This window comes from Streptomyces sp. JNUCC 63 (genome assembly GCF_054366325.1).
In genome coordinates, this window is sequence record NZ_CM135963.1 from 4,797,432 (window position 1) to 4,822,513 (window position 25,082).

Consider the following 25,082-nt stretch of genomic DNA (forward strand, 5'->3'; position numbering starts at 1 on the left):
CTGCAGAGAGAAGCCCATGGACCGCCTCGACAACACCATCCGCCCCTACGCCTGGGGTTCCACCACCGCCATACCCCACCTGCTGGGTGTCGAGCCGAGCGGCGAACCGCAGGCGGAGATGTGGATGGGTGCCCACCCGGGCGCGCCCTCGCGCACCGGACGCGGCACCCTCGCCGAGGTCGTCGACGCCGACCCGGAGCGGGAACTGGGCGCCAAGACGGTCGCCAGATTCGGCCCCCACCTGCCCTTCCTGCTCAAGATCCTCGCCGCCGGCGCCCCGCTCTCCCTCCAGGTGCACCCCGACCTGGACCAGGCCGGGTGGGGATACGCCGACGAGGAGCTCCGCGGCGTCCCCCTCGACGCCCCGCACCGCAACTACAAGGACGCCAACCACAAGCCGGAACTGGTCTGCGCGCTCACCGAGTTCGACGGCCTGTGCGGCTTTCGTGAGCCGAGCCGGGCCGCCGACCTGCTCGACGCCCTCGGCGTGGACTCCCTCAAGCCGTACGTCGACCTGCTGCGCGCCCGCCCCACGGACGCCGCCCTGCGCGAGGTCCTCACCGCCGTCCTCACCGCCGACCGCGAGGAGATGGCCGGCACGGTCGCCGAGGCCGCGGCCGCCTGCGCCCGCCTCGGCGGCGACCACGCCCCCTACGCGGGCATAGCCCGCCACTACCCGGGCGACCCGGGCGTCCTCGCCGCGATGCTCCTCAACCACGTCCGCCTGCAGCCCGGCGAGGCACTCTTCCTCGGCGCCGGCGTCCCGCACGCCTACCTCAACGGCCTCAGCGTGGAGATCATGGCGAACTCCGACAACGTCCTGCGCTGCGGTCTGACCCCCAAGCACGTCGACGTCCCCGAACTCCTGCGCATCGTCCGCTTCGAGGCCGGCGACCCCGGCATCCTGCGCCCGGAGGCCGCGGTGGACGGCGAGGAGGTCTACGACACCCCCATCGACGAGTTCCGCCTGTCCCGCTACGTCCTGCCCGAGGGCGCCACCGGCCACGACCTCACCCTGGAGACCCCGCAGATCCTGCTCTGCACGGCCGGTTCCGTCCGGACGGGCGAGCACGAGTTGACCCCGGGGCAGTCCGTGTTCGTCCCGGCGGGCGAGAAGGCCGAAGTGTCCGGCGCCGGCACCCTCTTCCGGGCCACGGTCGTCGTCTGACTTCCGTTCGCTCCGCTCGCGACGACCTGACGCACGGTGCCGGGGTACCGCTGTCGTACCGGGCTGCAACAATGACCCACCGGCAAAGCGCGGGCAAAAGCCGGAACCGGCACAAGGACGACGGCGAGACGACGGCGAAAGGATCACGCGAACACATGAGCGCGTCAGGCGGCACCAAGGCGATCGTGGCGGCACTCGGCGCCAACCTCGCGATCGCGGTATCGAAGTTCGTGGCGTTCGCCTTCAGCGGCTCGTCGTCGATGCTCGCCGAGGGCGTGCACTCCCTCGCCGACTCCGGCAACCAGTTCCTGCTGCTGATCGGCGGCAAGAAGGCCCAGCGCGAGGCCACCCCGCAGCACCCGTTCGGCTACGGCCGCGAGCGCTACGTCTACGCCTTCCTGGTCTCCATCGTCCTGTTCTCCATCGGCGGCATGTTCGCCATATACGAGGGCTACGAGAAGATCCGCCAGCCGCACGCACTGGAGCACTGGTACTGGCCGGTGGGCGTCCTCGTCTTCGCGATCATCGCCGAGGGCTTCTCCTTCCGCACGGCCATCAAGGAGGCCGACGAGCTGCGCGGCAAGCTGTCCTGGACGCAGTTCATCCGCCGCGCCAAGGCGCCCGAGCTGCCGGTCGTCCTCCTGGAGGACTTCGGCGCGCTGATCGGTCTCGTCCTCGCCCTCGGCGGCGTCGGCCTGACCCTGCTCACCGGCGACGGCGTCTGGGACGGCATCGGTACTGTCTGCATCGGCGTCCTGCTCGTCCTGATCGCCCTCGTCCTGGCCGCCGAGACCAAGTCACTGCTGCTCGGCGAGGCCGCCGGCACCGACGTGGTCCAGCAGATCGAGGCCGCCATGGTCGACGGCGACACCGTCACCCGCATCATCCACATGCGCACGCTCCACCTCGGCCCCGAGGAGCTGCTCATCGCCGCCAAGGTCGGCGTCCAGCACGACGACACGGCCACCGAGGTCGCCGCCGCCATCGACGCCGCCGAGGCCCGCGTCCGCACCGCCGTTCCCATAGCCCGCGTCATCTACCTCGAGCCCGACGTCTACAGCGAGGCCGAGGCCGCCAAGGGCCCGGACCGCGAGGCCACCCCGGGCGGCCCGGCGCCGCACACAGGCGGACGCTGAGCCCGCCACCGCGACGGCCGACGGGGCCCGCCGACCATTCGGCGGGCCCCGTCCGCGTTCACACCCGCGTGGGCCACGGGGGCACGGCCCTCCGCGGCCGCACGACCAGGGCCGCCACCCCCAGTCCGAGCCCGACCAGCACCATGACGGCCCCCACCAGCACCGCACCGCCGATCAGGACCGGTGCGGTACGGCTCGCGACGACCCGGCCCCGCACGGCCGAGACGGACACCGTCCCGTCATGGTCGGAGGCGAAGAAACGCGAGTCCATCGCGTTCGCCCGGTAGTCACCCAGCAGGAACAGCCGGCCCTGGGGAACCTTCACGTCGTACGTCCTGTGCATCCCGTCGGCGTCGCCGTCCTTCACGTACGGCTCCTCGAGCGGCCGGCCGTTCACGGTGACCCGGGCGTCCGTTCCCGCACCCGTGCAGCACACGACGTGATCGCCACCGACTCCGACGACCCGCCACATCACCAGGGTCTCGAAGCCGTAGCGGTCCGGTGCCGAGAACAGGACGACATCGCCGCGCCGCACCCGGGTGCCGTCGACACGTTCGAAGAAGACCCGGTCTCCCGGCTTGTACGTCGGGGACATGCTGGTGCTCTGCACGATCGATCCCCCGTACGCCTCCTTGCCGTACACGAACGCGCCGATCCCCAGGACCAGCCCCACCAGACCCACCACCATCGCCGCGAGCCCCAGTCCCCGGCTTCTGCCTGCCATTCGTCCCCTCCCTCAGCGGCCCGTCCGCGGCGCAGAGGGTAACGAAGTGTCCGGAGGCGGACTGGGGGCGGCCCGGCTCTCCGGTGTAGCTTGGGACGGAGCCAGACGTCGCTGCTGATGGCGGTCGGGCGGTCCCACGAAGGGCCGGCCGAGGGAGAGAGGGCCTCCGACGGACTGCGCTGCGCGCACGCGGGCATGCCTGTGTCCTCTTTGGGCACCCCAGTGTCCGCCGCCGCGCAGGTCAGCCGTACCCACCTCGACCCAACCCCGAGGAGCAGCCCGTAATGACGACTGTCGACAGCCGACAGGACTTCAAGGTCGCCGACCTGTCCCTGGCCGAGTTCGGCCGCAAGGAGATCTCCCTCGCCGAGCACGAGATGCCCGGTCTGATGGCGATCCGCAAGGAGTACGCCGCCGCACAGCCCCTGAAGGGCGCGCGCATCACCGGCTCCCTGCACATGACCGTGCAGACCGCTGTCCTGATCGAGACCCTGGTGGCCCTGGGCGCGCAGGTCCGCTGGGCCTCCTGCAACATCTTCTCCACCCAGGACCACGCGGCCGCCGCCATCGCCGTCGGCCCGAACGGCACCCCCGACAAGCCGCAAGGCGTCCCGGTCTTCGCCTGGAAGGGCGAGACCCTGCAGGAGTACTGGTGGTGCACGGAGCAGGCACTGACCTGGCCGGACAGCCCCACCGGCGGCCCGAACATGATCCTGGACGACGGCGGTGACGCCACCCTCCTGGTGCACAAGGGCGTCGAGTACGAGAAGGACGGCAAGGTCCCCTCGCCCGACACCGCCGAGTCCGACGAGCACCGCGTCATCCTTCAGCTGCTGACCCGCACCCTGGGCGAGACCCCCCAGAAGTGGACCCAGCTGGCCTCCGAGATCCGCGGCGTCACCGAGGAGACCACCACCGGCGTGCACCGCCTGTACGAGATGCAGCGCGACGGCACTCTCCTCTTCCCGGCGATCAACGTCAACGACTCCGTCACCAAGTCGAAGTTCGACAACAAGTACGGCTGTCGGCACTCCCTGGTCGACGGCATCAACCGCGCCACCGACGTCCTGATCGGCGGCAAGACCGCCGTCGTCTGCGGCTACGGCGACGTGGGCAAGGGCTGCGCGGAGTCCCTGCGCGGGCAGGGCGCCCGCGTGATCATCACCGAGATCGACCCGATCTGCGCCCTTCAGGCGGCGATGGACGGCTACCAGGTCACCACCCTGGACGAGGTCGTCGAGACGGCCGACATCTTCGTCACCACCACCGGCAACAAGGACATCATCCTTGCCTCCGACATGGCGAAGATGAAGCACCAGGCGATCGTCGGCAACATCGGCCACTTCGACAACGAGATCGACATGGCCGGCCTCGCCAAGGTCCCCGGCATCGTCAAGGACGAGGTCAAGCCGCAGGTCCACACCTGGACCTTCCCGGACGGCAAGAAGATCATCCTGCTGTCCGAGGGCCGCCTGCTGAACCTGGGCAACGCCACCGGCCACCCGTCGTTCGTGATGTCCAACTCCTTCGCGGACCAGACCCTGGCCCAGATCGAGCTGTTCACCAAGCCCGACGAGTACCCGACCGGCGTCTACGTGCTGCCCAAGCACCTCGACGAGAAGGTCGCCCGCCTCCACCTGGACGCGCTCGGGGTGAAGCTGACCAGGCTCCGTCCCGAGCAGGCCGCGTACATCGGCGTGGACGTCGACGGCCCGTACAAGTCGGACCACTACCGCTACTGACCGACACCGGCACCGGCACCGGCGCTGAGCCGTGCGCCGCGTCTCAGCCAGGTCCTTCGAGGCAGGCCCCCGCACCCCCGTGCCGGGGGCCTGTCCCTTTCGCCGGACCAGCCCCTCAGAACTCAGGACCCCCATGCCCCGCGGCCGTTATTCGCTCCACGATCCGCACGATCACACCCCTTACGCAGAAGAGCACTTCCAGTGCGCCCCCGGCCCCTCCGGCTGGCGCTACGTCTCCCAGCTGACCACCCCCTCGGGCGACCATCACGGCTCCGTCGACCTCGCTCTCGACGAGCTCGGCCGCCCCATCCGCCTCGAACTCCACGCGGGAAGCTGGCAGGTGCGCGGCGCCGCCCTCGACGGCGTCACCTGGGTCCGCACCGATCCCACCGGCACCCATGCCACCGAAGGCAATGTGCGTGCCCACGCCTTCACCGGCACGTCTCCCGCATTCCTCGTCGCCACCACTCGTCTCCTGCGTCTCACCCCCTCCGCCGCCGCGACCCGCGTACGCCTCGTCCTCTTCACGGAACCGGTCCTCGCCCCGCGCACCGTGGACCAGTCCTGGGCCCTGGTGGAAAGAGAAGCACACGCCACTGACAACGGCCCCCTGATCGTGGACGAATACCAGGTCACAGCACTGGACACCGGCGAACAGCACGCCGTGCACATCGCCGGGGACGTGGTCCTGGCGGCCCCCGGCATCGAGCTCGAGGACCTCCAGTCGCCGCCGTCGGTCTTCAGCTCCTGAACGCGAGGCGACAGGCACTGGGCCGGTCGGCCGGCTCAGGCGGGCGGCACGAACCCGGTGCTCGGGCGCTCGGTCCGCGCAGTGCCGGGTGCGGGAGTCTCCGGGTGCCCGCCGGTGCCGTATGCCGAGGACTCAGGACGGGCTCCGGCCGGATACGACGGCGGAGGTGTGGTGGGCGCCTGCGGCTGCGGCGTGGAGAAGCCGGACGCACCTGGCAGGGCATCGCCCCCGCCGGCGGTCTTTTCCGCCGCCGGGCTCTTTCCGAACGCGCGCCGGGCCTCCCGGGTCTGCCGCTCCTGCAGCATCGCCGCCAGATACATGGCCGGCGGGACCCCGACCGGCGCCGGAGCCCCGGTGCTGGAGGCGAGATCGGCGGCAAGCCGCTCCGCCATGCCCTGGCCGACCTGCGGGTCCAGCTGCTGCATCCGCGTCAGGTACTGCCGGATCGTCAGCCACAAGCCGTCGGGGACCGCTGACAGGTCCAGTGCCGAGAAACGCCCCGCCAGCCAGGGCGGCGGCGGAGGCACGAACGCCGTCGGCCCGGCCGGTACCCGCTCCCGCACAACCAGGGTGCCCGCGAACACGTCACCCAGCCGACGCCCGCGCGCCGACACCAGCGAGGCGATACACGCGATCACTCCGAAGGTCATCAGAATCTCGACCACACCGATCGCACCGCGGACCAGCGCATGCCGGAACCGGATCGGCCCGCCGTCGTCCCTGACCACTCGCAGCCCGCACGCCACCTTCCCGAGCGACCGTCCGTGGCTGAGCGTCTCCACGGCTATCGGTCCCCCCACCAGCACGAGCAGGAACGTCGCGATCGACAGCGCGATCTGCGCCGCCTCGTCCAGGGAAGCCGTGGCGGCAACCACAACCACGGTCACGGCGACGTAGACCGCCACGGCCACGAGGAGGTCGAGCAGCACCGCCAGCGCCCTGCTGGGCAGCCTCGCAGGGCGCAACTCCAGCGCCACCGCCTCGCCCGTCACCAGCTCACTCACACCCGTCGTCCTTCCCCTGGCCTGCCCCGAGAACGGCCAGTCTGCCAAGCTGAGGGCAATCGCGCCGCAGTACGACAAGCTGACACAGCCGACGCGCCGTCGAACAACCAGCCGAGGAACAGGCAGACCCGATGGACCTGGACGTCTTCGTCTCCGCCCACCGAGCCGAGTGGGACCGCCTCGACGCCCTGCTCCACCGTCGCCGCCTCACCGGTACGGAGGCCGACGAACTCGTCGCCCTCTACCAGCGCGCGGCGACCCACCTCTCCCTGATCCAGTCCAGCGCTCCGGATCCTCAGCTGACCAGCTGGCTCAGCCAACGCGTGGCACGCGCGCGGAGTGCCGTGACGGGAACCCGCCGTGCCTCGTGGCGAGACGTCACCCGCTTCCTGCTGGAGGGCTTCCCCGCAGCGGTCTACCGGACCCGCTACTGGTGGGGGCCCACCGCGATCCTCTCCACTGTTGTCGCGGCACTCCTGGGATGGTGGATCGGCACGCACCCCGAGGTGCAGGCCGCGATCGCGGCCCCCAGCGAGCTACGGGAGCTCACCCGACCCGGCGGCGAGTACGAGACGTACTACTCCAGCCACCCCGCGGCCTCCTTCGCCGCCCAGGTGTGGACGAACAACGCCCGGGCCGCCGCCATGTGCCTGGTCCTGGGCGTCTTCCTGGGACTGCCTGTCCTGTGGATCCTCTTCGAGAACATGCTCAACCTCGGCGTCGGTATCGGTCTGATGTCCTCGGCCGGCCGACTCGACACATTCCTCGGTCTCGTCCTGCCACACGGCCTGCTCGAACTGACGGCCGTCTTCGTCGCCGCCGGTACGGGACTGCGCCTCGGCTGGACGCTCATCGACCCCGGCCCCCGCTCTCGACGCACCGCCCTCGCCGAAGAAGGCCGAGCCGCGGTGGGCATGGCGATCGGCCTGGCCCTGGTCCTCTTCGTGTCCGGCGCCATCGAAGGCTTCGTCACTCCCTCGGGTCTGCCCACCTGGGCTCGCATAGGCATCGGCGTCGTTGCCGAGCTGTCCTTCCTCGTGTACGTCTTCGTCCTCGGCGGTCGTGCGGCCCGGGCCGGCGAAACCGGGGACGTGGAGGCAGTCGAGCGAAGCGCCACCGTGCCGATGGCCGCCTGATGTGCGTTTACGTCTGCTGAGCTGCTACTCTCCTCTTCGCCGCACCGGAGCCGTTGACACGGATCGAGTGTGGAGGTAGATTCGAACAGTTGCCTGGAGCTGGACCTGGTCCAGATGGGTGACAGTGAGCATCTGTCTGCTTCTGGAGACGACGACAACGTCGATCGTGAAGAAGCCCCCTCCCGATGAATCGGAACAACGGCCGGTCAGACCGGCTCAAAAGTTCTGATAAAGTCGGGGCCGCCGGAAAGGAAAGCGCGAGAGCGTGAACCTGGAAGGCACCGAGGAAATCGGATCGGAAAGATCTGATAGAGTCGGAAAAACCGAAGGGAAGCGCCCGAAGGAAAGCCCGCGAGGGTGAGTACGAAGGAAGCGACCGTTCCTTGAGAACTCAACAGCGTGCCAAAAATCAACGCCAGATATGTTGATACCCCGTCTCCGGCATCCGCCGGGACGAGGTTCCTTTGAAAAAACACAGCGAGGACGCTGTGTGCGAGGGGATCATTCCTCCTCTCGCACCGCTCTCGTGGTGTCGACCGGATTACCGGTAAACATTCACGGAGAGTTTGATCCTGGCTCAGGACGAACGCTGGCGGCGTGCTTAACACATGCAAGTCGAACGATGAAGCCCCTCGGGGTGGATTAGTGGCGAACGGGTGAGTAACACGTGGGCAATCTGCCCTTCACTTCGGGACAAGCCCTGGAAACGGGGTCTAATACCGGATATCACTCCCGCAGGCATCTGCGGGGGTCGAAAGCTCCGGCGGTGAAGGATGAGCCCGCGGCCTATCAGCTGGTTGGTGAGGTAACGGCTCACCAAGGCGACGACGGGTAGCCGGCCTGAGAGGGCGACCGGCCACACTGGGACTGAGACACGGCCCAGACTCCTACGGGAGGCAGCAGTGGGGAATATTGCACAATGGGCGCAAGCCTGATGCAGCGACGCCGCGTGAGGGATGACGGCCTTCGGGTTGTAAACCTCTTTCAGCAGGGAAGAAGCGCAAGTGACGGTACCTGCAGAAGAAGCGCCGGCTAACTACGTGCCAGCAGCCGCGGTAATACGTAGGGCGCGAGCGTTGTCCGGAATTATTGGGCGTAAAGAGCTCGTAGGCGGCTTGTCACGTCGGGTGTGAAAGCCCGGGGCTTAACCCCGGGTCTGCATTCGATACGGGCTGGCTAGAGTGTGGTAGGGGAGATCGGAATTCCTGGTGTAGCGGTGAAATGCGCAGATATCAGGAGGAACACCGGTGGCGAAGGCGGATCTCTGGGCCATTACTGACGCTGAGGAGCGAAAGCGTGGGGAGCGAACAGGATTAGATACCCTGGTAGTCCACGCCGTAAACGGTGGGAACTAGGTGTTGGCGACATTCCACGTCGTCGGTGCCGCAGCTAACGCATTAAGTTCCCCGCCTGGGGAGTACGGCCGCAAGGCTAAAACTCAAAGGAATTGACGGGGGCCCGCACAAGCAGCGGAGCATGTGGCTTAATTCGACGCAACGCGAAGAACCTTACCAAGGCTTGACATACGCCGGAAAACCCTGGAGACAGGGTCCCCCTTGTGGTCGGTGTACAGGTGGTGCATGGCTGTCGTCAGCTCGTGTCGTGAGATGTTGGGTTAAGTCCCGCAACGAGCGCAACCCTTGTCCTGTGTTGCCAGCAGGCCCCTCGGGGTGCTGGGGACTCACAGGAGACCGCCGGGGTCAACTCGGAGGAAGGTGGGGACGACGTCAAGTCATCATGCCCCTTATGTCTTGGGCTGCACACGTGCTACAATGGCAGGTACAATGAGCTGCGATGCCGCGAGGCGGAGCGAATCTCAAAAAGCCTGTCTCAGTTCGGATTGGGGTCTGCAACTCGACCCCATGAAGTCGGAGTTGCTAGTAATCGCAGATCAGCAGTGCTGCGGTGAATACGTTCCCGGGCCTTGTACACACCGCCCGTCACGTCACGAAAGTCGGTAACACCCGAAGCCGGTGGCCCAACCCCTTGCGGGAGGGAGCCGTCGAAGGTGGGACTGGCGATTGGGACGAAGTCGTAACAAGGTAGCCGTACCGGAAGGTGCGGCTGGATCACCTCCTTTCTAAGGAGCACTTCTTGCCGGGCTTGCCCGGTCAGGGGCCAGTACACCGGCGAGTGCCCGGTGCTGGTTGCTCATGGGTGGAACGTTGATTATTCGGCCGGATGCACGGGCCGGAGGCTGCCAGTACTGCTCGCAGGAGCGTGGAACGCATGATCTCCGGACGGGTTCCGGCCGGGCACGCTGTTGGGTGTCTGAGGGAATGACCTTTCCTCGGCCGCCGGCCCCAGTGAACTCCGGATGTTGTCCGGGGGTGATGGGTGGCTGGTCGTTGTTTGAGAACTGCACAGTGGACGCGAGCATCTGTGGCCAAGTTTTTAAGGGCGCACGGTGGATGCCTTGGCACCAGGAACCGATGAAGGACGCGGGAGGCCGCGATAGTCCCCGGGGAGCCGTCAACCAGGCTGTGATCCGGGGGTTTCCGAATGGGGAAACCCGGCAGTCGTCATGGGCTGTCACCCGCTGCTGAACACATAGGCAGTGCGGAGGGAACGCGGGGAAGTGAAACATCTCAGTACCCGCAGGAAGAGAAAACAACCGTGATTCCGGGAGTAGTGGCGAGCGAAACCGGATGAGGCCAAACCGTATGCGTGTGAGACCCGGCAGGGGTTGCGCATGCGGGGTTGTGGGATCTCTTTGCTGTTGTCTGCCGGCAACAGGACGAGTCAGAAACCGTTGGCGTAGGCGAAGGACATGCGAAAGGTCCGGCGCAGAGGGTAAGACCCCCGTAGCCGAAACGTCAGCGGCTCGTCGAAGAGACACCCAAGTAGCACGGGGCCCGAGAAATCCCGTGTGAATCCGGCGGGACCACCCGCCAAGCCTAAATATTCCCTGGTGACCGATAGCGGATAGTACCGTGAGGGAATGGTGAAAAGTACCCCGGGAGGGGAGTGAAATAGTACCTGAAACCGTGTGCCTACAAGCCGTGGGAGCGTCGGAACGAGGCTTGCCTCGTTCTCGTGACTGCGTGCCTTTTGAAGAATGAGCCTGCGAGTTTGCGGTGTGTTGCGAGGTTAACCCGGGTGGGGTAGCCGTAGCGAAAGCGAGTCCGAACAGGGCGGTTGAGTAGCACGCTCAAGACCCGAAGCGGAGTGATCTAGCCATGGGCAGGTTGAAGCGGAGGTAAGACTTCGTGGAGGACCGAACCCACCAGGGTTGAAAACCTGGGGGATGACCTGTGGTTAGGGGTGAAAGGCCAATCAAACTCCGTGATAGCTGGTTCTCCCCGAAATGCATTTAGGTGCAGCGTCGTGTGTTTCTTGCCGGAGGTAGAGCACTGGATAGGCGATGGGCCCTACCGGGTTACTGACCTTAGCCAAACTCCGAATGCCGGCAAGTGAGAGCGCGGCAGTGAGACCGTGGGGGATAAGCTCCATGGTCGAGAGGGAAACAGCCCAGAGCATCGACTAAGGCCCCCAAGCGTACGCTAAGTGGGAAAGGATGTGGAGTCGCTCAGACAACCAGGAGGTTGGCTTAGAAGCAGCCACCCTTGAAAGAGTGCGTAATAGCTCACTGGTCTAGTGATTCCGCGCCGACAATGTAGCGGGGCTCAAGCGTACCGCCGAAGTCGTGTCAATCCAGCGGCAAGCCCCAACGGGTGCTGGGTTGGGTAGGGGAGCGTCGTCTGCCGGGTGAAGCGGCACCGGAAGGTAGTCGTGGACGGTTGACGAGTGAGAATGCAGGCATGAGTAGCGATACACACGTGGGAAACGTGTGCGCCGATTGACCAAGGGTTCCTGGGTCAAGCTGATCTGCCCAGGGTAAGTCGGGACCTAAGGCGAGGCCGACAGGCGTAGTCGATGGACAACCGGTTGATATTCCGGTACCCGCTGTGAAGCGTCAAACATCGAGCATCGTGATGCTAAGGCCGTGAAGCCGCCCTGATCTCTTCGGAGTTGAGGGGAGTGGTGGAGCCGCCGGACCAAGCGGTCAGTAGGTGAGTGATGGGGTGACGCAGGAAGGTAGTCCAGCCCGGGCGGTGGTTGTCCCGGGGTAAGGGTGTAGGACGCCAGGCAGGCAAATCCGCCTGGCATGCAGTCCGAGACCCGATGCCGAGCCGATTGCGGCGAAGTGGATGATCCTATGCTGTCGAGAAAAGCCTCTAGCGAGTTTCATGGCGGCCCGTACCCTAAACCGACTCAGGTGGTCAGGTAGAGAATACCGAGGCGTTCGGGTGAACTATGGTTAAGGAACTCGGCAAAATGCCCCCGTAACTTCGGGAGAAGGGGGGCCGCGCCCGGTGACGAGTCTTGCACTCCGAGCTGGGGGTGGCCGCAGAGACCAGCGAGAAGCGACTGTTTACTAAAAACACAGGTCCGTGCGAAGCCGTAAGGCGAGGTATACGGACTGACGCCTGCCCGGTGCTGGAACGTTAAGGGGACCGGTTAGCTCACCTTCGGGTGGGCGAGGCTGAGAACTTAAGCGCCAGTAAACGGCGGTGGTAACTATAACCATCCTAAGGTAGCGAAATTCCTTGTCGGGTAAGTTCCGACCTGCACGAATGGCGTAACGACTTCTCGACTGTCTCAACCATAGGCCCGGTGAAATTGCACTACGAGTAAAGATGCTCGTTTCGCGCAGCAGGACGGAAAGACCCCGGGACCTTTACTACAGTTTGATATTGGTGTTCGGTTCGGCTTGTGTAGGATAGCTGGGAGACTGTGAAAGCCGCACGCCAGTGCGGTGGGAGTCGTCGTTGAAATACCAGTCTGGTCGTGCTGGATGTCTAACCTGGGTCCGTGATCCGGATCAGGGACAGTGTCTGATGGGTAGTTTAACTGGGGCGGTTGCCTCCTAAAGGGTAACGGAGGCGCCCAAAGGTTCCCTCAGCCTGGTTGGCAATCAGGTGGTGAGTGTAAGTGCACAAGGGAGCTTGACTGTGAGACCGACGGGTCGAGCAGGGACGAAAGTCGGGACTAGTGATCCGGCGGTGGCTTGTGGAAGCGCCGTCGCTCAACGGATAAAAGGTACCCCGGGGATAACAGGCTGATCTTCCCCAAGAGTCCATATCGACGGGATGGTTTGGCACCTCGATGTCGGCTCGTCGCATCCTGGGGCTGGAGTCGGTCCCAAGGGTTGGGCTGTTCGCCCATTAAAGCGGTACGCGAGCTGGGTTTAGAACGTCGTGAGACAGTTCGGTCCCTATCCGCTGTGCGCGCAGGAGTCTTGAGAAGGGCTGTCCCTAGTACGAGAGGACCGGGACGGACGAACCTCTGGTGTGCCAGTTGTTCTGCCAAGGGCATGGCTGGTTGGCTACGTTCGGGAGGGATAACCGCTGAAAGCATCTAAGCGGGAAGCCTGCTTCGAGATGAGGACTCCCACCCACTTGATGGGGTAAGGCTCCCAGTAGACGACTGGGTTGATAGGCCGGATCTGGAAGCGCCGCAAGGCGTGGAGGTGACCGGTACTAATAGGCCGAGGGCTTGTCCCCAGTTGCTCGCGTCCACTGTGTCGGTTCTGAAACCACGAACGGTCCCATGTGGCCACACATGGCCGGCTGACGGTTTCATAGTGTTTCGGTGGTCATAGCGTGAGGGAAACGCCCGGTCACATTCCGAACCCGGAAGCTAAGCCTCACAGCGCCGATGGTACTGCAGGGGGGACCCTGTGGGAGAGTAGGACACCGCCGAACAAATATTGAAGAAAACCCCGCACCTCACGGTGCGGGGTTTTCTGCGTTCATGGGGGGCTTACGCCCACCCATTTCAAAGTCGTCCCGCTGCCTTCAACGCCAGATATGCATCCGCCAGCGCCGGCGCCAGGTCGTCCGGTGTCGCGTCGACGACCGTGACGCCGTGGTGGCGGAGTTGCTCTGCTGTGCGCCGGCGTTCGGTTTGTGCCTGGGCCGCCGCGGCGGCCTCGTACACCGCCTCGACGTTTCCGCGGGACGCGGTCATCCGCGCGATGTGCGGATCCGCCACCGAGGCCACCAGCACCGTATGGCGCTGGGTGAGCTGGGGGAGCACGGGCAGCAGACCCTCTTCGACGGGCGCCGCGTCCAAAGTGGTCAGCAGCACGATCAGCGTACGGCGCGGAGCCGTACGCAGGGCCGTGGCCGTAAGACCTCGGGCATCCGTCTCGAGGAGTTCGGGTTCCAGCGTCGCCATGGCGTTGACCAGGGAGGGGAGGAGGTCGTTCGTCGTACGGCGCTGGACGAGGGCGCGTACGCGCCGGTCATAGGCGAGCAGGTCGACGTGGTCGCCGGCGCGGGAGGCGAGGGCCGCGAGGAGCAGGGCCGCGTCCATGGCGGCGTCCAGGCGCGGGGCGTCGCCCACACGGCCCGCGGAGGTACGGCCGGTGTCGAGGACCAGCAGGATGTGCCGGTCGCGTTCGGGGCGCCAGGTGCGTACGGCGACCGCGGACTGGCGGGCCGTGGCGCGCCAGTCGATGGAGCGGGTGTCGTCGCCGGGGACGTACTCGCGCAGGCTGTCGAATTCCGTTCCTTCTCCGCGTGTGAGCACGCTGGTGCGGCCGTCGAGTTCCCGGAGCCGGGCGAGCTTGGAGGGCAGGTGCTTGCGGCTGGTGAACGGGGGCAGGACACGTAGCGTCCAGGGGACCTTGTGGGTGCCCTGGCGGGAGAAGAGCCGGAGAGGGCCGTAGGAGCGGATCGTGACGCGGTCGGCCTGGCGGTCGCCGCGGCGGGTGGGCCGCAGCCGAGTGGTGACGCGGCGGCGTTCGCCGGGCGGCACGGTCAGACGGTGGCGGGAGGTCCCCACCTCTGTGCCGGGCTGCCAGCTGCTGGGCGGCCAGGCGTCACGCAGCTGGGCACGGAGCGGGCGGCGGGAGGGGTTGGTGATCGTGAGGGTGACGTCGGCGCTCTCGCCCAGGCGTACGGAGGTGTCGCCGGAGCGCGTCAGGCCGAGGCGTCGTACCGGCGCAGCGAGGGCGTAGTCGCAGGCGCAGGCGATGGCCAGCGGGGCGTTCACGGCGAGGACGCCTGTCCAGCCGGCGTCCCAGATGCCGACGGGGAGGGAGCCGAGTGCCGCGAGGAGCGCGGCGCGTCCGGTGAGAGCCATCAGCGGGGGACCGGGACGTGGGAGAGGATCGCGTTGATCACCGAGTCGGCGGTCACGCCTTCCATCTCGGCTTCCGGGCGGAGTTGCACGCGGTGGCGCAGGGTGGGGAGGGCGAGTGCCTTGACATCGTCGGGGGTGACGTAGTCGCGGCCGGTCAGCCAGGCCCAGGCGCGGGCCGTCGACAGCAGGGCCGTCGCTCCGCGGGGGGAGACGCCGAGGGCGAGTGAGGGGGATTCGCGGGTTGCCCGGCAGATGTCGACGACGTAGGCCGTGATCTCGGGGGAGACGGTCGTCTTGGCGATGGCGGTGCGGGCCGCGTCCAGGTCGGCGGGGCCGGCCACGGGGCGTACGCCGGCGGTGCGCAGGTCGCGCGGGTTGAAGCCCGCCGTGTGGCGGGTGAGGATGTCGATCTCGTCCTGGCGGGAGGGGAGCGGGATCGTCAGTTTGAGCAGGAAGCGGTCCAGTTGGGCCTCGGGGAGGGGGTAGGTGCCCTCGTACTCGACCGGGTTCTGGGTGGCGATGACCAGGAAGGGGTCGGGGAGCGGGCGTGGGGTGCCGTCGACGGTGACCTGGCGCTCCTCCATGGCTTCGAGCAGTGAGGACTGGGTCTTGGGCGGGGTGCGGTTGATCTCGTCGGCGAGGAGGAGGTTGGTGAAGACCGGGCCGGGCTGGAAGGAGAACTCGGCGGTGCGTGCGTCGTAGACCAGCGAGCCGGTCACGTCGCTCGGCATCAGGTCGGGGGTGAACTGGATGCGCTTGGTGTCGATGTCGAGCGCGGAGGCGAGCGTGCGGACGAGCAACGTCTTGGCGACCCCGGGGACTCCTTCGAGGAGAACGTGTCCGCGGCACAGGAGGGCGACGACGAGACCGGTCACGGCGGGATCCTGGCCGACCACGGCCTTGGCGATCTCGGCGCGCAGGGCTTCCAGGGAGGACCGGGCGGCGGCCGCGTCCCCGGTGTGCCCGGCGTTGTCAGTGGTCGGGTCCATCATGGACGGCGTACCTCTCTTTCGAGGGCGTCGAGTCGGTCGGCGAGGGAGACGAGGGCCGCGTCGTCGTTGGGCGGCGGGCCGAAGAGCAGGTCGTGCAGGGGCTGTCCGTCGCTGTCGAGCCGGGCGGACAGGGCGGGGAGCAGGGCCTCGGGCGTGTGCGCCTGGGTGACGGGCACGCCGACGAGGGGGGCGAGGCGGGTGCGTGTGGTGGAGCGAAGAGCGGTGGCGGCGCGGTCGCGGGCGTTCGCCTTGCGGTAGAGGCGGGCGCGGCCTTCGGCGGTTTCGGAGGCGCGGATCGCGACGGGAAGTTTTTCGGGCACGAGGGGGCCGAGTCGGCGTGCCCGCCACAGGGCGGCCAGGGCGGCGGCGATGAACAGCTGCAGGGTGCCCCAGAGCCAGCCCGAGGGGAGCAGGTCGAAGAAGGTGCGGTCGCCGGTGTCGGGGGCCGAGGCGTCGGAGAGCGAGGGGAGGTACCAGACCAGATGGGGGCGGGAGCCGAGGAGTTGGAGGGCGAGCGAGGCGTTGCCCCGCTTGTCGAGGCGGTTGTTGTAGAGGATGTCGGGCGCGCCGAGGACGACGGTGTCGCCGCCCTTGGCGGTCTGCGGGATGCGCAGCAGGGTGGGCAGTCCGTCGCTGGGGTAGCAGATGTCGGCCTTGCGGGCGGTGGTGGAGTAGCGGATGCCGCCGCCGCTGTCCGCGGTGCCGGCGCGGCGGGCGGCGGGCAGGGAGCAGCCGGGGGAGAGGGTGGTGTCGAAGCTGGGTGCGGGGTCGGCCGTGACGCCGGGAGCCAGTCGGCCGACGGAGGGGGTGTCCGGGGCGACGAGGACGGTGCGTCCGCCGGAGGCCGCTGTTGCCGCGCGCAGCCGGGACTGCTGACCGTCCGTCAACAGGTCGGGAACGGCGACCAGCAGGGTCGTGTCGGGACCGGCCGTGGCCCGTGCCTGGTCGAGGGTGGTGACCACGCGTGTGGACACGCCGTGGTCGGCGAGGATCGCGGCGACGGCGCGGCTGCCGTAGGGATCGGCGGAGCGCGGGTCGAGGCGGCCGTGCTGGCCGCCCGAGCGGAGTGCGGCGATCGCGACGGCTCCTACGAGGAGGAGGATGAGCGCGAGCAGGATGCCTCGCGTACGGGTCCACACCTGGCGGGCGGTGGGCGAGGCCGAGGTGGACGGGAGTGTGGCCTCGGTGGTCATTCGGCGGCTCCCTGGCGGGTGTGGGGGGCCGTGCTGTGGCTGGTGGTGGCGAGCTGGGGCTTGGTGCGTTCCAGGTCGCGGTCGAGTCCGGTGATGCGGTGGTACGCCTGTTCGGTCGCCCTGCGTCCGCCGTACGTGACGTCGTCGAAGTCCCGGGCGGCGGCGCGGAGTCGGTCGGCATGCGCGGGGAGGGTGCGCCCGGCCTCGGCGGCCGCTTCGTCGGCGGTGCGTCCGGGGCGTACGTCGAGCAGGGTGCGTTCCTCCAGGGAGCGGACGATGGCGCGCATCCGTTCCTGGACGGCCTGGTTCCAGTGGCCCTGGGCGGCGTGTGCCTCGGCGGCGGCGCGGTGTTCGGCGGCGCTGCGGGGGCGGTCGTCGAACAGGGCGGCGGAGGAGGTGGGTTCGCGTCGCGGTGTGCCGAGGCGCCACCACAGGGCGCCGAGCACGGCGAGCACGGCCACGACGACGACGGCCAGGCCGACGCCACCGCCGGGTGTGGCGGACGAGGCGGAGTCGAAGAGCTTGCCGAGCCAGTCCCAGAAGGCGTTCAGGGCGCGTTGCAGCAGGCTGGGGTCGTGCTCGTGGTACATGCCCTTGGACAGCTCGCGCTGGGCCGCCTCCCGCGCGGGATCACGCGGGAGGGTCACCGGTGGTTCGGTCGCGGCGGGCGCGCGTGGAAGCGCCAACAGTGCTGTGAGGACTGCCCCCGTCGGGCTCACGCCATCAGCTCCCCGGGGTGGTCGCGCCGGAACCGTGGCTCGGGACGCCGGCGGCTCGGGCCAGTTCGAGGTCGAGGGCCTCGCGGCGAATGCGCTGGTCGATGTAGAGCAGCACGGTGACGCCGGCCGAGATCGGAAACGTGATCATCGAGCCGATCACCGCCCCGATCCCGGTGATGACCAGGTAGGTCCAGCCCAGCTCGGGGGTGCCGTTGAGGAAGTTCGTGAGACCGTCCCCACTGGACATCATGGCGATCACGGCGAAGGGGAGGGCGACTACCACGGAGACCAGGAACGTGATGAGTACGGTCAGCAGTTGGATGCCGAAGATCCGCCACCAGGAGCCGCGGACCAGCTTGCCGGATCGGCTCATCGCCTTGATGATGCCCTGCTTCTCCAGCATGAGGGCCGGCGAGGCCAGGCAGAAGCGGATCCACAGCCACACAGCGGGCACGAGAGCGGCGACGCTGCCCAGGAATGCCAGCCCGATGCCCCCGAGGGGGGATCCCGTGGCGGCCACGATGACGCCGGGCAGTACGCCGACGGTGACTATGCCGACGCCGATGAGCAGCAGCAGGAAGACCAGCCCGAACAGCTTGAGCACCTGCGGGCGGGCGTCCCGCCAGGCTTCGCCGACGGTGACCGGCTTGCCGAGCACCGCACGGCTGGTGACCGTCGTGAGCAACGCGGTGGCCACGACGGTGCCGACCATGGTGGTCATGAAGGCGACGCCGGAGCCGAGCAGGGAGTTGCCCATGGCGCGGATGAACTCGCTGGGGGTGGCGTTCGGGTCTCTGAGTATCTGGGTGGTGGCGTCGTCGAGGGTGAAGCGCTGCGCCAGGATGGCGATGACCCGGGTGATGACCGCCACGACCAGGGAGATGCCCAGGACGGTGCGCCAGTGGGTGCGCATGGTGGTCACCGCGCCGTCGAGGATCTCGCCCAGGCCCAGCGGGCGGAGCGGGATCACGCCGGGCTTGGCCGCGGGCGGTGGGCCGCTCCAGCCCGCGCCCCAGGCACCGTAGCCACCGGGGCCGCCGTAACCGTAGCCACCCGGAGCGCCGTAGCCGGGCCGGCCCCAGCCGGGGCCGGGCGGTGGTGGCGGTGGGGTCTGGCCGGGGGCCGGGGCTCCCGTGGGCGCGGACCACTGGTCGGGCGGCGGCTGCTCCTTGGACCACTTCACGCCGGGGCCCTGCGGCTGTTCGCCCGGCTGGTCCGCAGGCTGTGCCGGGCCGGCGGCGTCGGCAGGCCCGGACCCACCGGGCTCCGGTCCGTCGGACGGGACGGATCCGGGCGAGGACCAGCCCGGAGTGTCATTCATCGTCGCTCCTTCACGGTGCCCGTCCGCGGTCGCGGCGGCAGGTTGGCAGCCATCGTGCCATGGGGTGGTCTTCGGGTGACCGGCGGTGGTGGCGGCTGTGTACCTTCAATTGTCCGCCGGATACGGGGCAGACTGACGACATGGCTGATCAGTACGCGCAGACTCGCGAGGACAACCGGCCGGCCGGGACACCGGTGATCCGCTGGGAGGAGCCGCCCGAGGGCCCGGTCCTGGTCCTCCTCGACCAGACGAGGCTGCCCGCCGAGGAGGTCGAGCTGGTGTGCACGGACGCGTCCGCTCTGGTGGAGGCGATCCGGTCGCTGGCCGTGCGCGGAGCGCCGCTGCTGGGCATCGCCGGGGCGTACGGCGTCGCGCTCGCCGCCGCGCGCGGTTTCGACGTGGACGAGGCCGCGAGGGCGCTGGCGGGTGCCCGGCCCACGGCGGTCAACCTCTCTGTCGGTGTGCGCCGGGCACAGTCCGCTCATCAGGCGGCGCTCGCCAGGACCGGCGATGCCCGGCGGGCCGCTTCGGCGGCGCTGGCCGCGGCGCGCCGGTTGCACCAGGAGGACGCCCAGGCCAGTGCGCGGATGGCCGAGCACGGGCTGGCAGTGCTGGACGAGTTGCAGCCCGGCGGCGGGCACCGCATCCTCACGCACTGCAACACCGGGTCACTGGTGTCGGGCGGGGAGGGGACGGCGTTCGCGGTGGCGCTCGCGGCGCATCGCGCGGGGCGGCTGCGGCGGCTGTGGGTGGACGAGACCCGGCCGCTGTTCCAGGGCGCGCGGCTGACGGCGTACGAGGCGGCCCGCAAGGACATGGCGTACACCCTGCTCACGGACAGCGCGGCGGGCTCGTTGTTCGCGGCCGGTGAGGTGGACGCCGTGCTGGTCGGCGCGGACCGTATCGCCGCCGACGGCTCGGTGGCGAACAAGGTGGGCAGCTATCCGCTCGCGGTGCTCGCGCGCTACCACCACGTGCCGTTCATCGTGGTGGCGCCGGTGACGACGGTGGACCCGGAGACCCCGGACGGTGCGGCGATCGAGGTCGAGCAGCGCCCGGGCTACGAGGTGACCGAGATCATCGCGCCTCAGGTCCCGGTCACGGGAGCCGGCGGCGGCATCCCGGTCGCGCCGCTGGGGACGCAGGCCTACAACCCGGCGTTCGACGTGACCCCGCCCGAGCTGGTGACCGCGATCGTCACCGAGGAGGGCACCGTCTCGCCGGTGACGGCCAAGGGCCTGGCCGAACTGTGCGCCAGGTCGCGGCAGACGGCGGTCGAGTAGGGACGGCGTCCCGTTCTCGGGGTGAGGGCAGACAGTAGCGAGTCGGTGCGACTATCGTCACAGGCCAGTGAACTCCCTCACCTGGATCTTCGCCGCCGTTACGAGAATGGGATGATGTCGTTTATGAAGGGACGAGTCCTTGTCGTCGACGACGACACCGCACTGGCCGAGATGCTCGGGATCGTGCTGCGTGGTGAAGGTTTCGAGCCGTCTTTCGTAGCCGACGGCGACAAGGCGCTTGCCGCTTTCCGTGAGACCAAGCCCGACCTGGTACTGCTGGACCTGATGCTGCCCGGCCGGGACGGCATCGAGGTGTGCCGCCTGATCAGGGCGGAGTCCGGGGTGCCGATCGTGATGCTGACGGCCAAGAGTGACACCGTGGACGTCGTGGTGGGCCTGGAGTCCGGCGCCGACGACTACATCGTGAAGCCGTTCAAGCCGAAGGAGCTCGTGGCCCGTATCCGGGCGCGGCTGCGCAGGTCGGAGGAGCCGGCGCCGGAACAGCTCGCCATCGGCGACCTCGTCATCGACGTGGCCGGTCACTCCGTGAAGCGGGACGGGCAGTCGATCGCGCTGACGCCGCTGGAGTTCGATCTGCTGGTCGCCCTCGCCCGCAAGCCGTGGCAGGTGTTCACCCGCGAGGTGCTCCTGGAACAGGTCTGGGGCTACCGGCACGCGGCCGACACCCGCCTGGTGAACGTGCACGTGCAGCGACTGCGCTCCAAGGTCGAGAAGGATCCGGAGAAGCCCGAGATCGTGGTGACCGTCCGTGGTGTCGGTTACAAGGCCGGGCCGAGCTGACGTGTCGGGGGACAGTGCCGCTTCGACGCCCGGAGGGACCGGGACCCGCGCGGGGCGGCCTGTCGGTCGGACGACCGCGGGTTCCCGCTGGGAGCGCCTCCTGGACGGCGGGCTGTTGCACGGCGGCGTGCAGGGCAGCCCGGTCCTGCGTCTCTTCCTGCGCTGGGTGCGTCGGCCGCTGCTGCCCGTCATGCGGCTGTGGCGGCGCAACATCCAGCTCAAGGTCGTCGTCACCACGCTGCTGATGTCGCTGGGCGTCGTCCTGCTGCTCGGTTTCGTCGTCATCGGCCAGGTGCGCAACGGGCTGCTGGACGCCAAGGTGAAGGCGTCGCAGAGCCAGGCCACCGGCGGCTTCGCGGTGGCCAAGCAGCGGGCCGACGAGGCGACGACCGTCACCGGCGACGCCGCCTCCACGACGGACGGCCGCTCCTCCCAGAACGTCATCCAGTGGATGAGCGACCTGGTGTCCGCGCTGTCCAGCGGCGGCCAGGGGGCCTTCGACGTGGTCACGCTGCCCGCGGGCGACGACAGCGGCGGCGGCCGCGGTCCGCGCGCCTCCGGCGGCGTGGACCCGACGGCGAGCGTGCCCGAGGAGCTGCGGGCGCGGATCAACATCAACATGGTGGCCGCCCAGAGCTACGCCCGCATCGTCTACAAGGACAGCGACAAGGGCTCCCAGCCGGCGCTGGTCATCGGCAAGCAGGTCAACGACCCCAACGGTGACCCGTACCAGCTGTACTACCTCTTCCCGCTCAGCCAGGAGGAGAAGTCGCTGAGCCTGGTCAAGGGCACCCTTGCGACGGCCGGTCTCTTCGTCGTCGTACTCCTCGGGGCCATCGCCTGGCTGGTGGTGCGGCAGGTCGTCACGCCGGTGCGGATGGCGGCCGGGATCGCCGAGCGGCTGTCGGCCGGGCGGCTGCAGGAGCGGATGAAGGTCACCGGCGAGGACGACATCGCGCGGCTCGGTGAGGCCTTCAACAAGATGGCGCAGAACCTGCAGCTGAAGATCCAGCAGTTGGAGGACCTGTCGCGGATGCAGCGCCGGTTCGTCTCCGACGTCTCGCACGAGCTGCGCACGCCGCTGACGACCGTGCGGATGGCCGCCGACGTCATCCACGAGGCGCGCGAGGACTTCGACCCGGTCACCGCCCGCTCGGCGGAGCTGCTCGCCGATCAGCTGGACCGGTTCGAGTCGCTGCTCGCCGACCTGCTGGAGATCAGCCGTTTCGACGCGGGTGCGGCGGCGCTGGAGGCCGAGCCGATCGACCTGCGGGAGGTCGTGCACCGGGTCGTCAGCGGCGCGGAGCCGCTGGCCGAGCGCAAGGGCACCCGGATCCGGGTCGTCGGTGACCAGCAGCCCGTCGTGGCGGAGGCCGACGCGCGGCGCGTGGAGCGTGTTTTGCGCAACCTGGTCGTCAACGCCGTGGAACACGGTGAGGGCAGGGACGTCGTCGTCAAGCTCGCCGCGGCCGGCGGCGCGGTCGCGGTCGCGGTGCGCGACTACGGGGTCGGGCTCAAGCCGGGCGAGGCGACCCGTGTCTTCAGCCGCTTCTGGCGGGCGGACCCGGCACGCGCGCGTACCACGGGCGGTACGGGCCTGGGGCTGTCGATCGCCCTGGAGGACGCCCGGCTGCACGGCGGCTGGCTGCAGGCGTGGGGCGAGCCGGGCGGCGGCTCGCAGTTCCGGCTGACGCTGCCCAGGACCGCGGACGAGCCGCTGCGGGGCTCGCCCATACCGCTGGAGCCCAAGGACTCGCGGCGCAACCGCGGGCTCGACGACGCCGGTCTGCCCAGCGGGGGAGAGAAGCGTGCCACCGTGCCGATGCAGGCGACGGGTGAGGCGCGGGACCCGATCGCACCGCGGCCGGCCGCGGTGCCACCCACGGCCGACCCGACGGCGCTGCCCGGCAACGGCGCGCGCGTGGTGTCCCGGCCGGCCTCGGGCGCGCGACGGCAGGAGGTCGTGCCCGCGGTGGAGACGGCGGGGAACGAATCGGAGGGCTCCGTGGATCCGGAGGGAGCCGGGCCGCGGGACGTGACGCAGCAAGGGGAGGCATTTCGTGGACGCTGACCGCGAGGGGGGCGTGCGGCGGCCGGTGCGCGCGGTGGCGTATGCCGCCTGTGGGGTCGTACTGCTGACAGGGTGCGCCACGATGCCCGACAGCGGGGACCTGCGGGATGTGGAGTCCACCCCGCGTCAGGACACCGAGGTACGGGTGTTCGCCATGCCGCCCCGGGAGGGTGCTCCGCCCGCGGAGATCCTTCAGGGCTTCCTGGAGGCGCTGACCAGCGACGATCCGCAGTATGCGACGGCCCGCCAGTACTTGACGGGAGCGGCCGCGCGGCAGTGGCGGCCGGAGTCGTCCACGACCGTGCTCGCCGGCGGCCCGGGTATCCAGGTGGACCGTACGACGGGACACGACGACGCCGACGACTACGCGTTCACGCTGACCGGCAGCAAGGTGGCCCGGGTGGACGAGCAGCAGTCGTACACGCCGTTGGCCGGCCATTACAGCCAGCCGGTGCATCTGACGCGGGACAAGAAGAGCAGGCAGTGGCGCATCGACGTGCTGCCGCAGGGCGTCGTCATGGGCCAGTCGGACTTCCAGCGCAACTACACGTCCGTCAACAAGTACTACTTCGCCTCCGGCACCTGGGCGGAGTCGGGGACGCCGACGACGGCCGTCGCCGATCCCGTCTACGTGCGCCGGCGTGTGGACGCGATGACGCAGATGGTGCGCTCCCTGCTGGCCGGGCCCACGAGCTGGCTCAAGCCGGTGGTCAGGTCGAGCTTCCCGACCGGTACGGCGCTGCGTGGCGGCGTCACCGCGCTGACACCCGACGACCAGAACAAGCTGACCGTGCCGCTGAACGGCAAGGCCTCCAAGGTGGGGCACGAGAAGTGCTGGGAAATGGCGGCCCAGCTGCTGTTCACGCTGCAGAACCTGACGCCCACGGTGGACACGGTCGAGCTGCAGCGGGCCGACGGCAGCACCTTGTGCGCGTTCGGAGAGGGCCAGGCCGAGACCGTCGCCAGGCGCGGGTCGGTGAAGCGGTCCGAGTACCTGTACTTCGTCGACGACAAGCGTCGGCTGGTGCGGATGCCCGGTACCGGTACCAGCGCCGAACCGGTGCCGGGCGCGCTGGGCGAGGGCGTCCAGCCGCTCGGGTCGGCGGCCGTGTCATGGGACGAGCGCACCGCGGCCGGGGTCAGCGCCGACGGGAAGTCGCTGTTCGTGAGCTCGCTGGTGGCGGGCGGTCCGCTCGACGCGCCCGTGTTGGAGAGCAACGGCAAGACCGCGGCCGACGGGTTGACGGCGCCGAGCTGGGACGCGCGCGGCGACCTGTGGGTGGCCGACCGCGATCCCACCGGGCCACAGCTGGTGGTACTGGAACAGGGTGAGGGAAAGCCGCTCGGCGTGCGCGTCCCCGGGCTGAAGGGGCGCATCGACGCGGTGCGCGTGGCCGCCGACGGGGTGCGGATCGCGCTCGTCGTGCAGGCGAAGGACGGCAACAAGTCCCTGCTCATCGGGCGGATCGAACGGGACGACAGCTCCGGGGACCGGCCGGTGGTGTCGGTGCTGGAGCTGCGTTCGGCGGCGCCGGAGCTGGAGGACGTCACCGCCATGTCGTGGGCCGGTGACAGCCGGCTCGTGGTGGCCGGGCGGGAGCAGGGGGGCGTGCAGACGATGCGGTACGTCCAGGTCGACGGCTCCACGCCGGAGGGTCCGGCGCCCGCCGCGCTCACCGGGGTGAAGTCGATCGCCGCGTCCGAGGACGATCAGTTGCCGCTGGTGGCGTACTCGTCGGAGGACGGGATCGTCCGGCTGCCGTCCGGGGCGCAGTGGCAGAAGGTGGTCAAGGCCGGGTGGGCGCCGGTCTATCCCGGCTGAGCACTCCTGCTGCTTCTGTCCCGGCCGAGCGTCCCTTCGCCATCCGTGTGGGGGAAGCTCTGGTCGCCGTGAGCGGAGTTGTCCACAGGGCGTTGTCCACAGGGCTGGCCGGGACGGTGCGGCGTTG

16 protein-coding genes and 3 rRNA genes are annotated in these 25,082 nt (G+C 68.8%); 12 read left to right on the forward strand and 7 right to left on the reverse strand.

Annotated features, from left to right (window positions below; genetic code table 11):
• The first annotated feature begins 16 nt into the window (after positions 1 to 16).
• Together manA and ACX25U_RS22120 are read left to right on the forward strand one after the other, a co-directional pair.
• Positions 17 to 1,168 carry a mannose-6-phosphate isomerase, class I gene (gene manA, locus ACX25U_RS22115; RefSeq protein ID WP_454382535.1) on the forward strand — a complete coding sequence of 384 codons (1,152 nt, stop codon included), beginning with the start codon at positions 17 to 19 and terminating at the stop codon, positions 1,166 to 1,168.
• A gap of 155 nt (positions 1,169 to 1,323) precedes the next feature.
• Positions 1,324 to 2,304, forward strand: a complete 981-nt coding sequence (locus ACX25U_RS22120) for a cation diffusion facilitator family transporter (protein ID WP_454382537.1) — start codon at positions 1,324 to 1,326, stop codon at positions 2,302 to 2,304.
• A gap of 58 nt (positions 2,305 to 2,362) precedes the next feature.
• On the opposite strand, the gene lepB is transcribed toward ACX25U_RS22120, so the two are convergent.
• On the reverse strand, positions 2,363 to 3,028 hold the full coding sequence (gene lepB, locus ACX25U_RS22125; RefSeq protein WP_454382539.1) for a signal peptidase I: 666 nt from the start codon (positions 3,026 to 3,028) through the stop codon (positions 2,363 to 2,365).
• A gap of 284 nt (positions 3,029 to 3,312) precedes the next feature.
• Here lepB and ahcY point away from each other — a divergent pair, with 284 nt between their 5' ends.
• Together ahcY and ACX25U_RS22135 are read left to right on the forward strand one after the other, a co-directional pair.
• Complete coding sequence (gene ahcY / locus ACX25U_RS22130) at positions 3,313 to 4,770, forward strand: adenosylhomocysteinase (RefSeq protein WP_454382541.1); 1,458 nt, start codon at positions 3,313 to 3,315, stop codon at positions 4,768 to 4,770.
• A 133-nt stretch (positions 4,771 to 4,903) separates the two neighbouring features.
• Positions 4,904 to 5,521 carry a hypothetical protein gene (locus tag ACX25U_RS22135; RefSeq protein ID WP_454382543.1) on the forward strand — a complete coding sequence of 206 codons (618 nt, stop codon included), beginning with the start codon at positions 4,904 to 4,906 and terminating at the stop codon, positions 5,519 to 5,521.
• Positions 5,522 to 5,556: 35 nt separating this feature from the next.
• Here ACX25U_RS22135 and ACX25U_RS22140 read toward each other — a convergent pair whose 3' ends face one another.
• Entirely contained in the window at positions 5,557 to 6,525 is a 969-nt protein-coding gene (locus ACX25U_RS22140) for an RDD family protein (protein WP_454382545.1), read from the reverse strand.
• A 131-nt stretch (positions 6,526 to 6,656) separates the two neighbouring features.
• On the opposite strand from ACX25U_RS22140, the gene ACX25U_RS22145 reads away from it, so the two are divergent.
• From ACX25U_RS22145 to rrf, 4 genes are all read left to right on the forward strand, one after another.
• The gene (locus tag ACX25U_RS22145; RefSeq protein ID WP_454382547.1) at positions 6,657 to 7,661 is read left to right on the forward strand and encodes a stage II sporulation protein M; all 1,005 of its coding nucleotides are present in this window, start codon (positions 6,657 to 6,659) and stop codon (positions 7,659 to 7,661) included.
• A 554-nt stretch (positions 7,662 to 8,215) separates the two neighbouring features.
• Positions 8,216 to 9,741 (forward strand): 16S ribosomal RNA (locus tag ACX25U_RS22150).
• A 304-nt stretch (positions 9,742 to 10,045) separates the two neighbouring features.
• A 23S ribosomal RNA gene (locus ACX25U_RS22155) occupies positions 10,046 to 13,168 on the forward strand.
• A gap of 84 nt (positions 13,169 to 13,252) precedes the next feature.
• Positions 13,253 to 13,369, forward strand: a 5S ribosomal RNA gene (gene rrf / locus ACX25U_RS22160).
• The 16S, 23S and 5S rRNA genes sit together here, the layout of an rRNA operon.
• Before the next feature lie 73 nt (positions 13,370 to 13,442).
• Here rrf and ACX25U_RS22165 read toward each other — a convergent pair.
• From ACX25U_RS22165 to ACX25U_RS22185, 5 genes are read right to left on the reverse strand one after another with little or no spacing between them, the layout of a single operon-like run.
• The gene (locus tag ACX25U_RS22165; RefSeq protein WP_454382549.1) at positions 13,443 to 14,753 is read right to left on the reverse strand and encodes a DUF58 domain-containing protein; all 1,311 of its coding nucleotides are present in this window, start codon (positions 14,751 to 14,753) and stop codon (positions 13,443 to 13,445) included.
• Positions 14,753 to 15,742 (reverse strand): AAA family ATPase, encoded by a 990-nt coding sequence (locus tag ACX25U_RS22170; RefSeq protein ID WP_454394431.1) that lies wholly within the window; start codon positions 15,740 to 15,742, stop codon positions 14,753 to 14,755. Before ACX25U_RS22170 ends, ACX25U_RS22165 begins: the two co-directional genes overlap by 1 nt.
• Positions 15,742 to 16,938 (reverse strand): DUF4350 domain-containing protein, encoded by a 1,197-nt coding sequence (locus tag ACX25U_RS22175; protein ID WP_454382551.1) that lies wholly within the window; start codon positions 16,936 to 16,938, stop codon positions 15,742 to 15,744. The genes ACX25U_RS22170 and ACX25U_RS22175 overlap by 1 nt, the downstream gene beginning before the upstream one ends.
• Positions 16,935 to 17,657: a DUF4129 domain-containing protein gene (locus ACX25U_RS22180; protein ID WP_454382553.1), complete on the reverse strand. Its 723-nt coding sequence runs from the start codon at positions 17,655 to 17,657 to the stop codon at positions 16,935 to 16,937. The genes ACX25U_RS22175 and ACX25U_RS22180 overlap by 4 nt, the downstream gene beginning before the upstream one ends.
• Before the next feature lie 4 nt (positions 17,658 to 17,661).
• On the reverse strand, positions 17,662 to 18,978 hold the full coding sequence (locus tag ACX25U_RS22185) for a hypothetical protein (protein WP_454382554.1): 1,317 nt from the start codon (positions 18,976 to 18,978) through the stop codon (positions 17,662 to 17,664).
• Positions 18,979 to 19,118: 140 nt separating this feature from the next.
• Here ACX25U_RS22185 and mtnA point away from each other — a divergent pair, with 140 nt between their 5' ends.
• The 4 genes from mtnA (at position 19,119) to ACX25U_RS22205 (ending at position 24,955) form a co-directional block, all read left to right on the forward strand.
• Complete coding sequence (mtnA, locus tag ACX25U_RS22190) at positions 19,119 to 20,261, forward strand: S-methyl-5-thioribose-1-phosphate isomerase (RefSeq protein WP_454382556.1); 1,143 nt, start codon at positions 19,119 to 19,121, stop codon at positions 20,259 to 20,261.
• Positions 20,262 to 20,372: 111 nt separating this feature from the next.
• Positions 20,373 to 21,062: a two-component system response regulator MtrA gene (mtrA, locus tag ACX25U_RS22195; RefSeq protein WP_003975799.1), complete on the forward strand. Its 690-nt coding sequence runs from the start codon at positions 20,373 to 20,375 to the stop codon at positions 21,060 to 21,062.
• 1 nt (position 21,063) lies between these two features.
• Positions 21,064 to 23,133, forward strand: a complete 2,070-nt coding sequence (mtrB, locus tag ACX25U_RS22200) for an MtrAB system histidine kinase MtrB (protein ID WP_454382557.1) — start codon at positions 21,064 to 21,066, stop codon at positions 23,131 to 23,133.
• On the forward strand, positions 23,123 to 24,955 hold the full coding sequence (locus ACX25U_RS22205) for an LpqB family beta-propeller domain-containing protein (RefSeq protein ID WP_454382559.1): 1,833 nt from the start codon (positions 23,123 to 23,125) through the stop codon (positions 24,953 to 24,955). The genes mtrB and ACX25U_RS22205 overlap by 11 nt, the downstream gene beginning before the upstream one ends.
• Positions 24,956 to 25,082 lie beyond the last annotated feature (127 nt).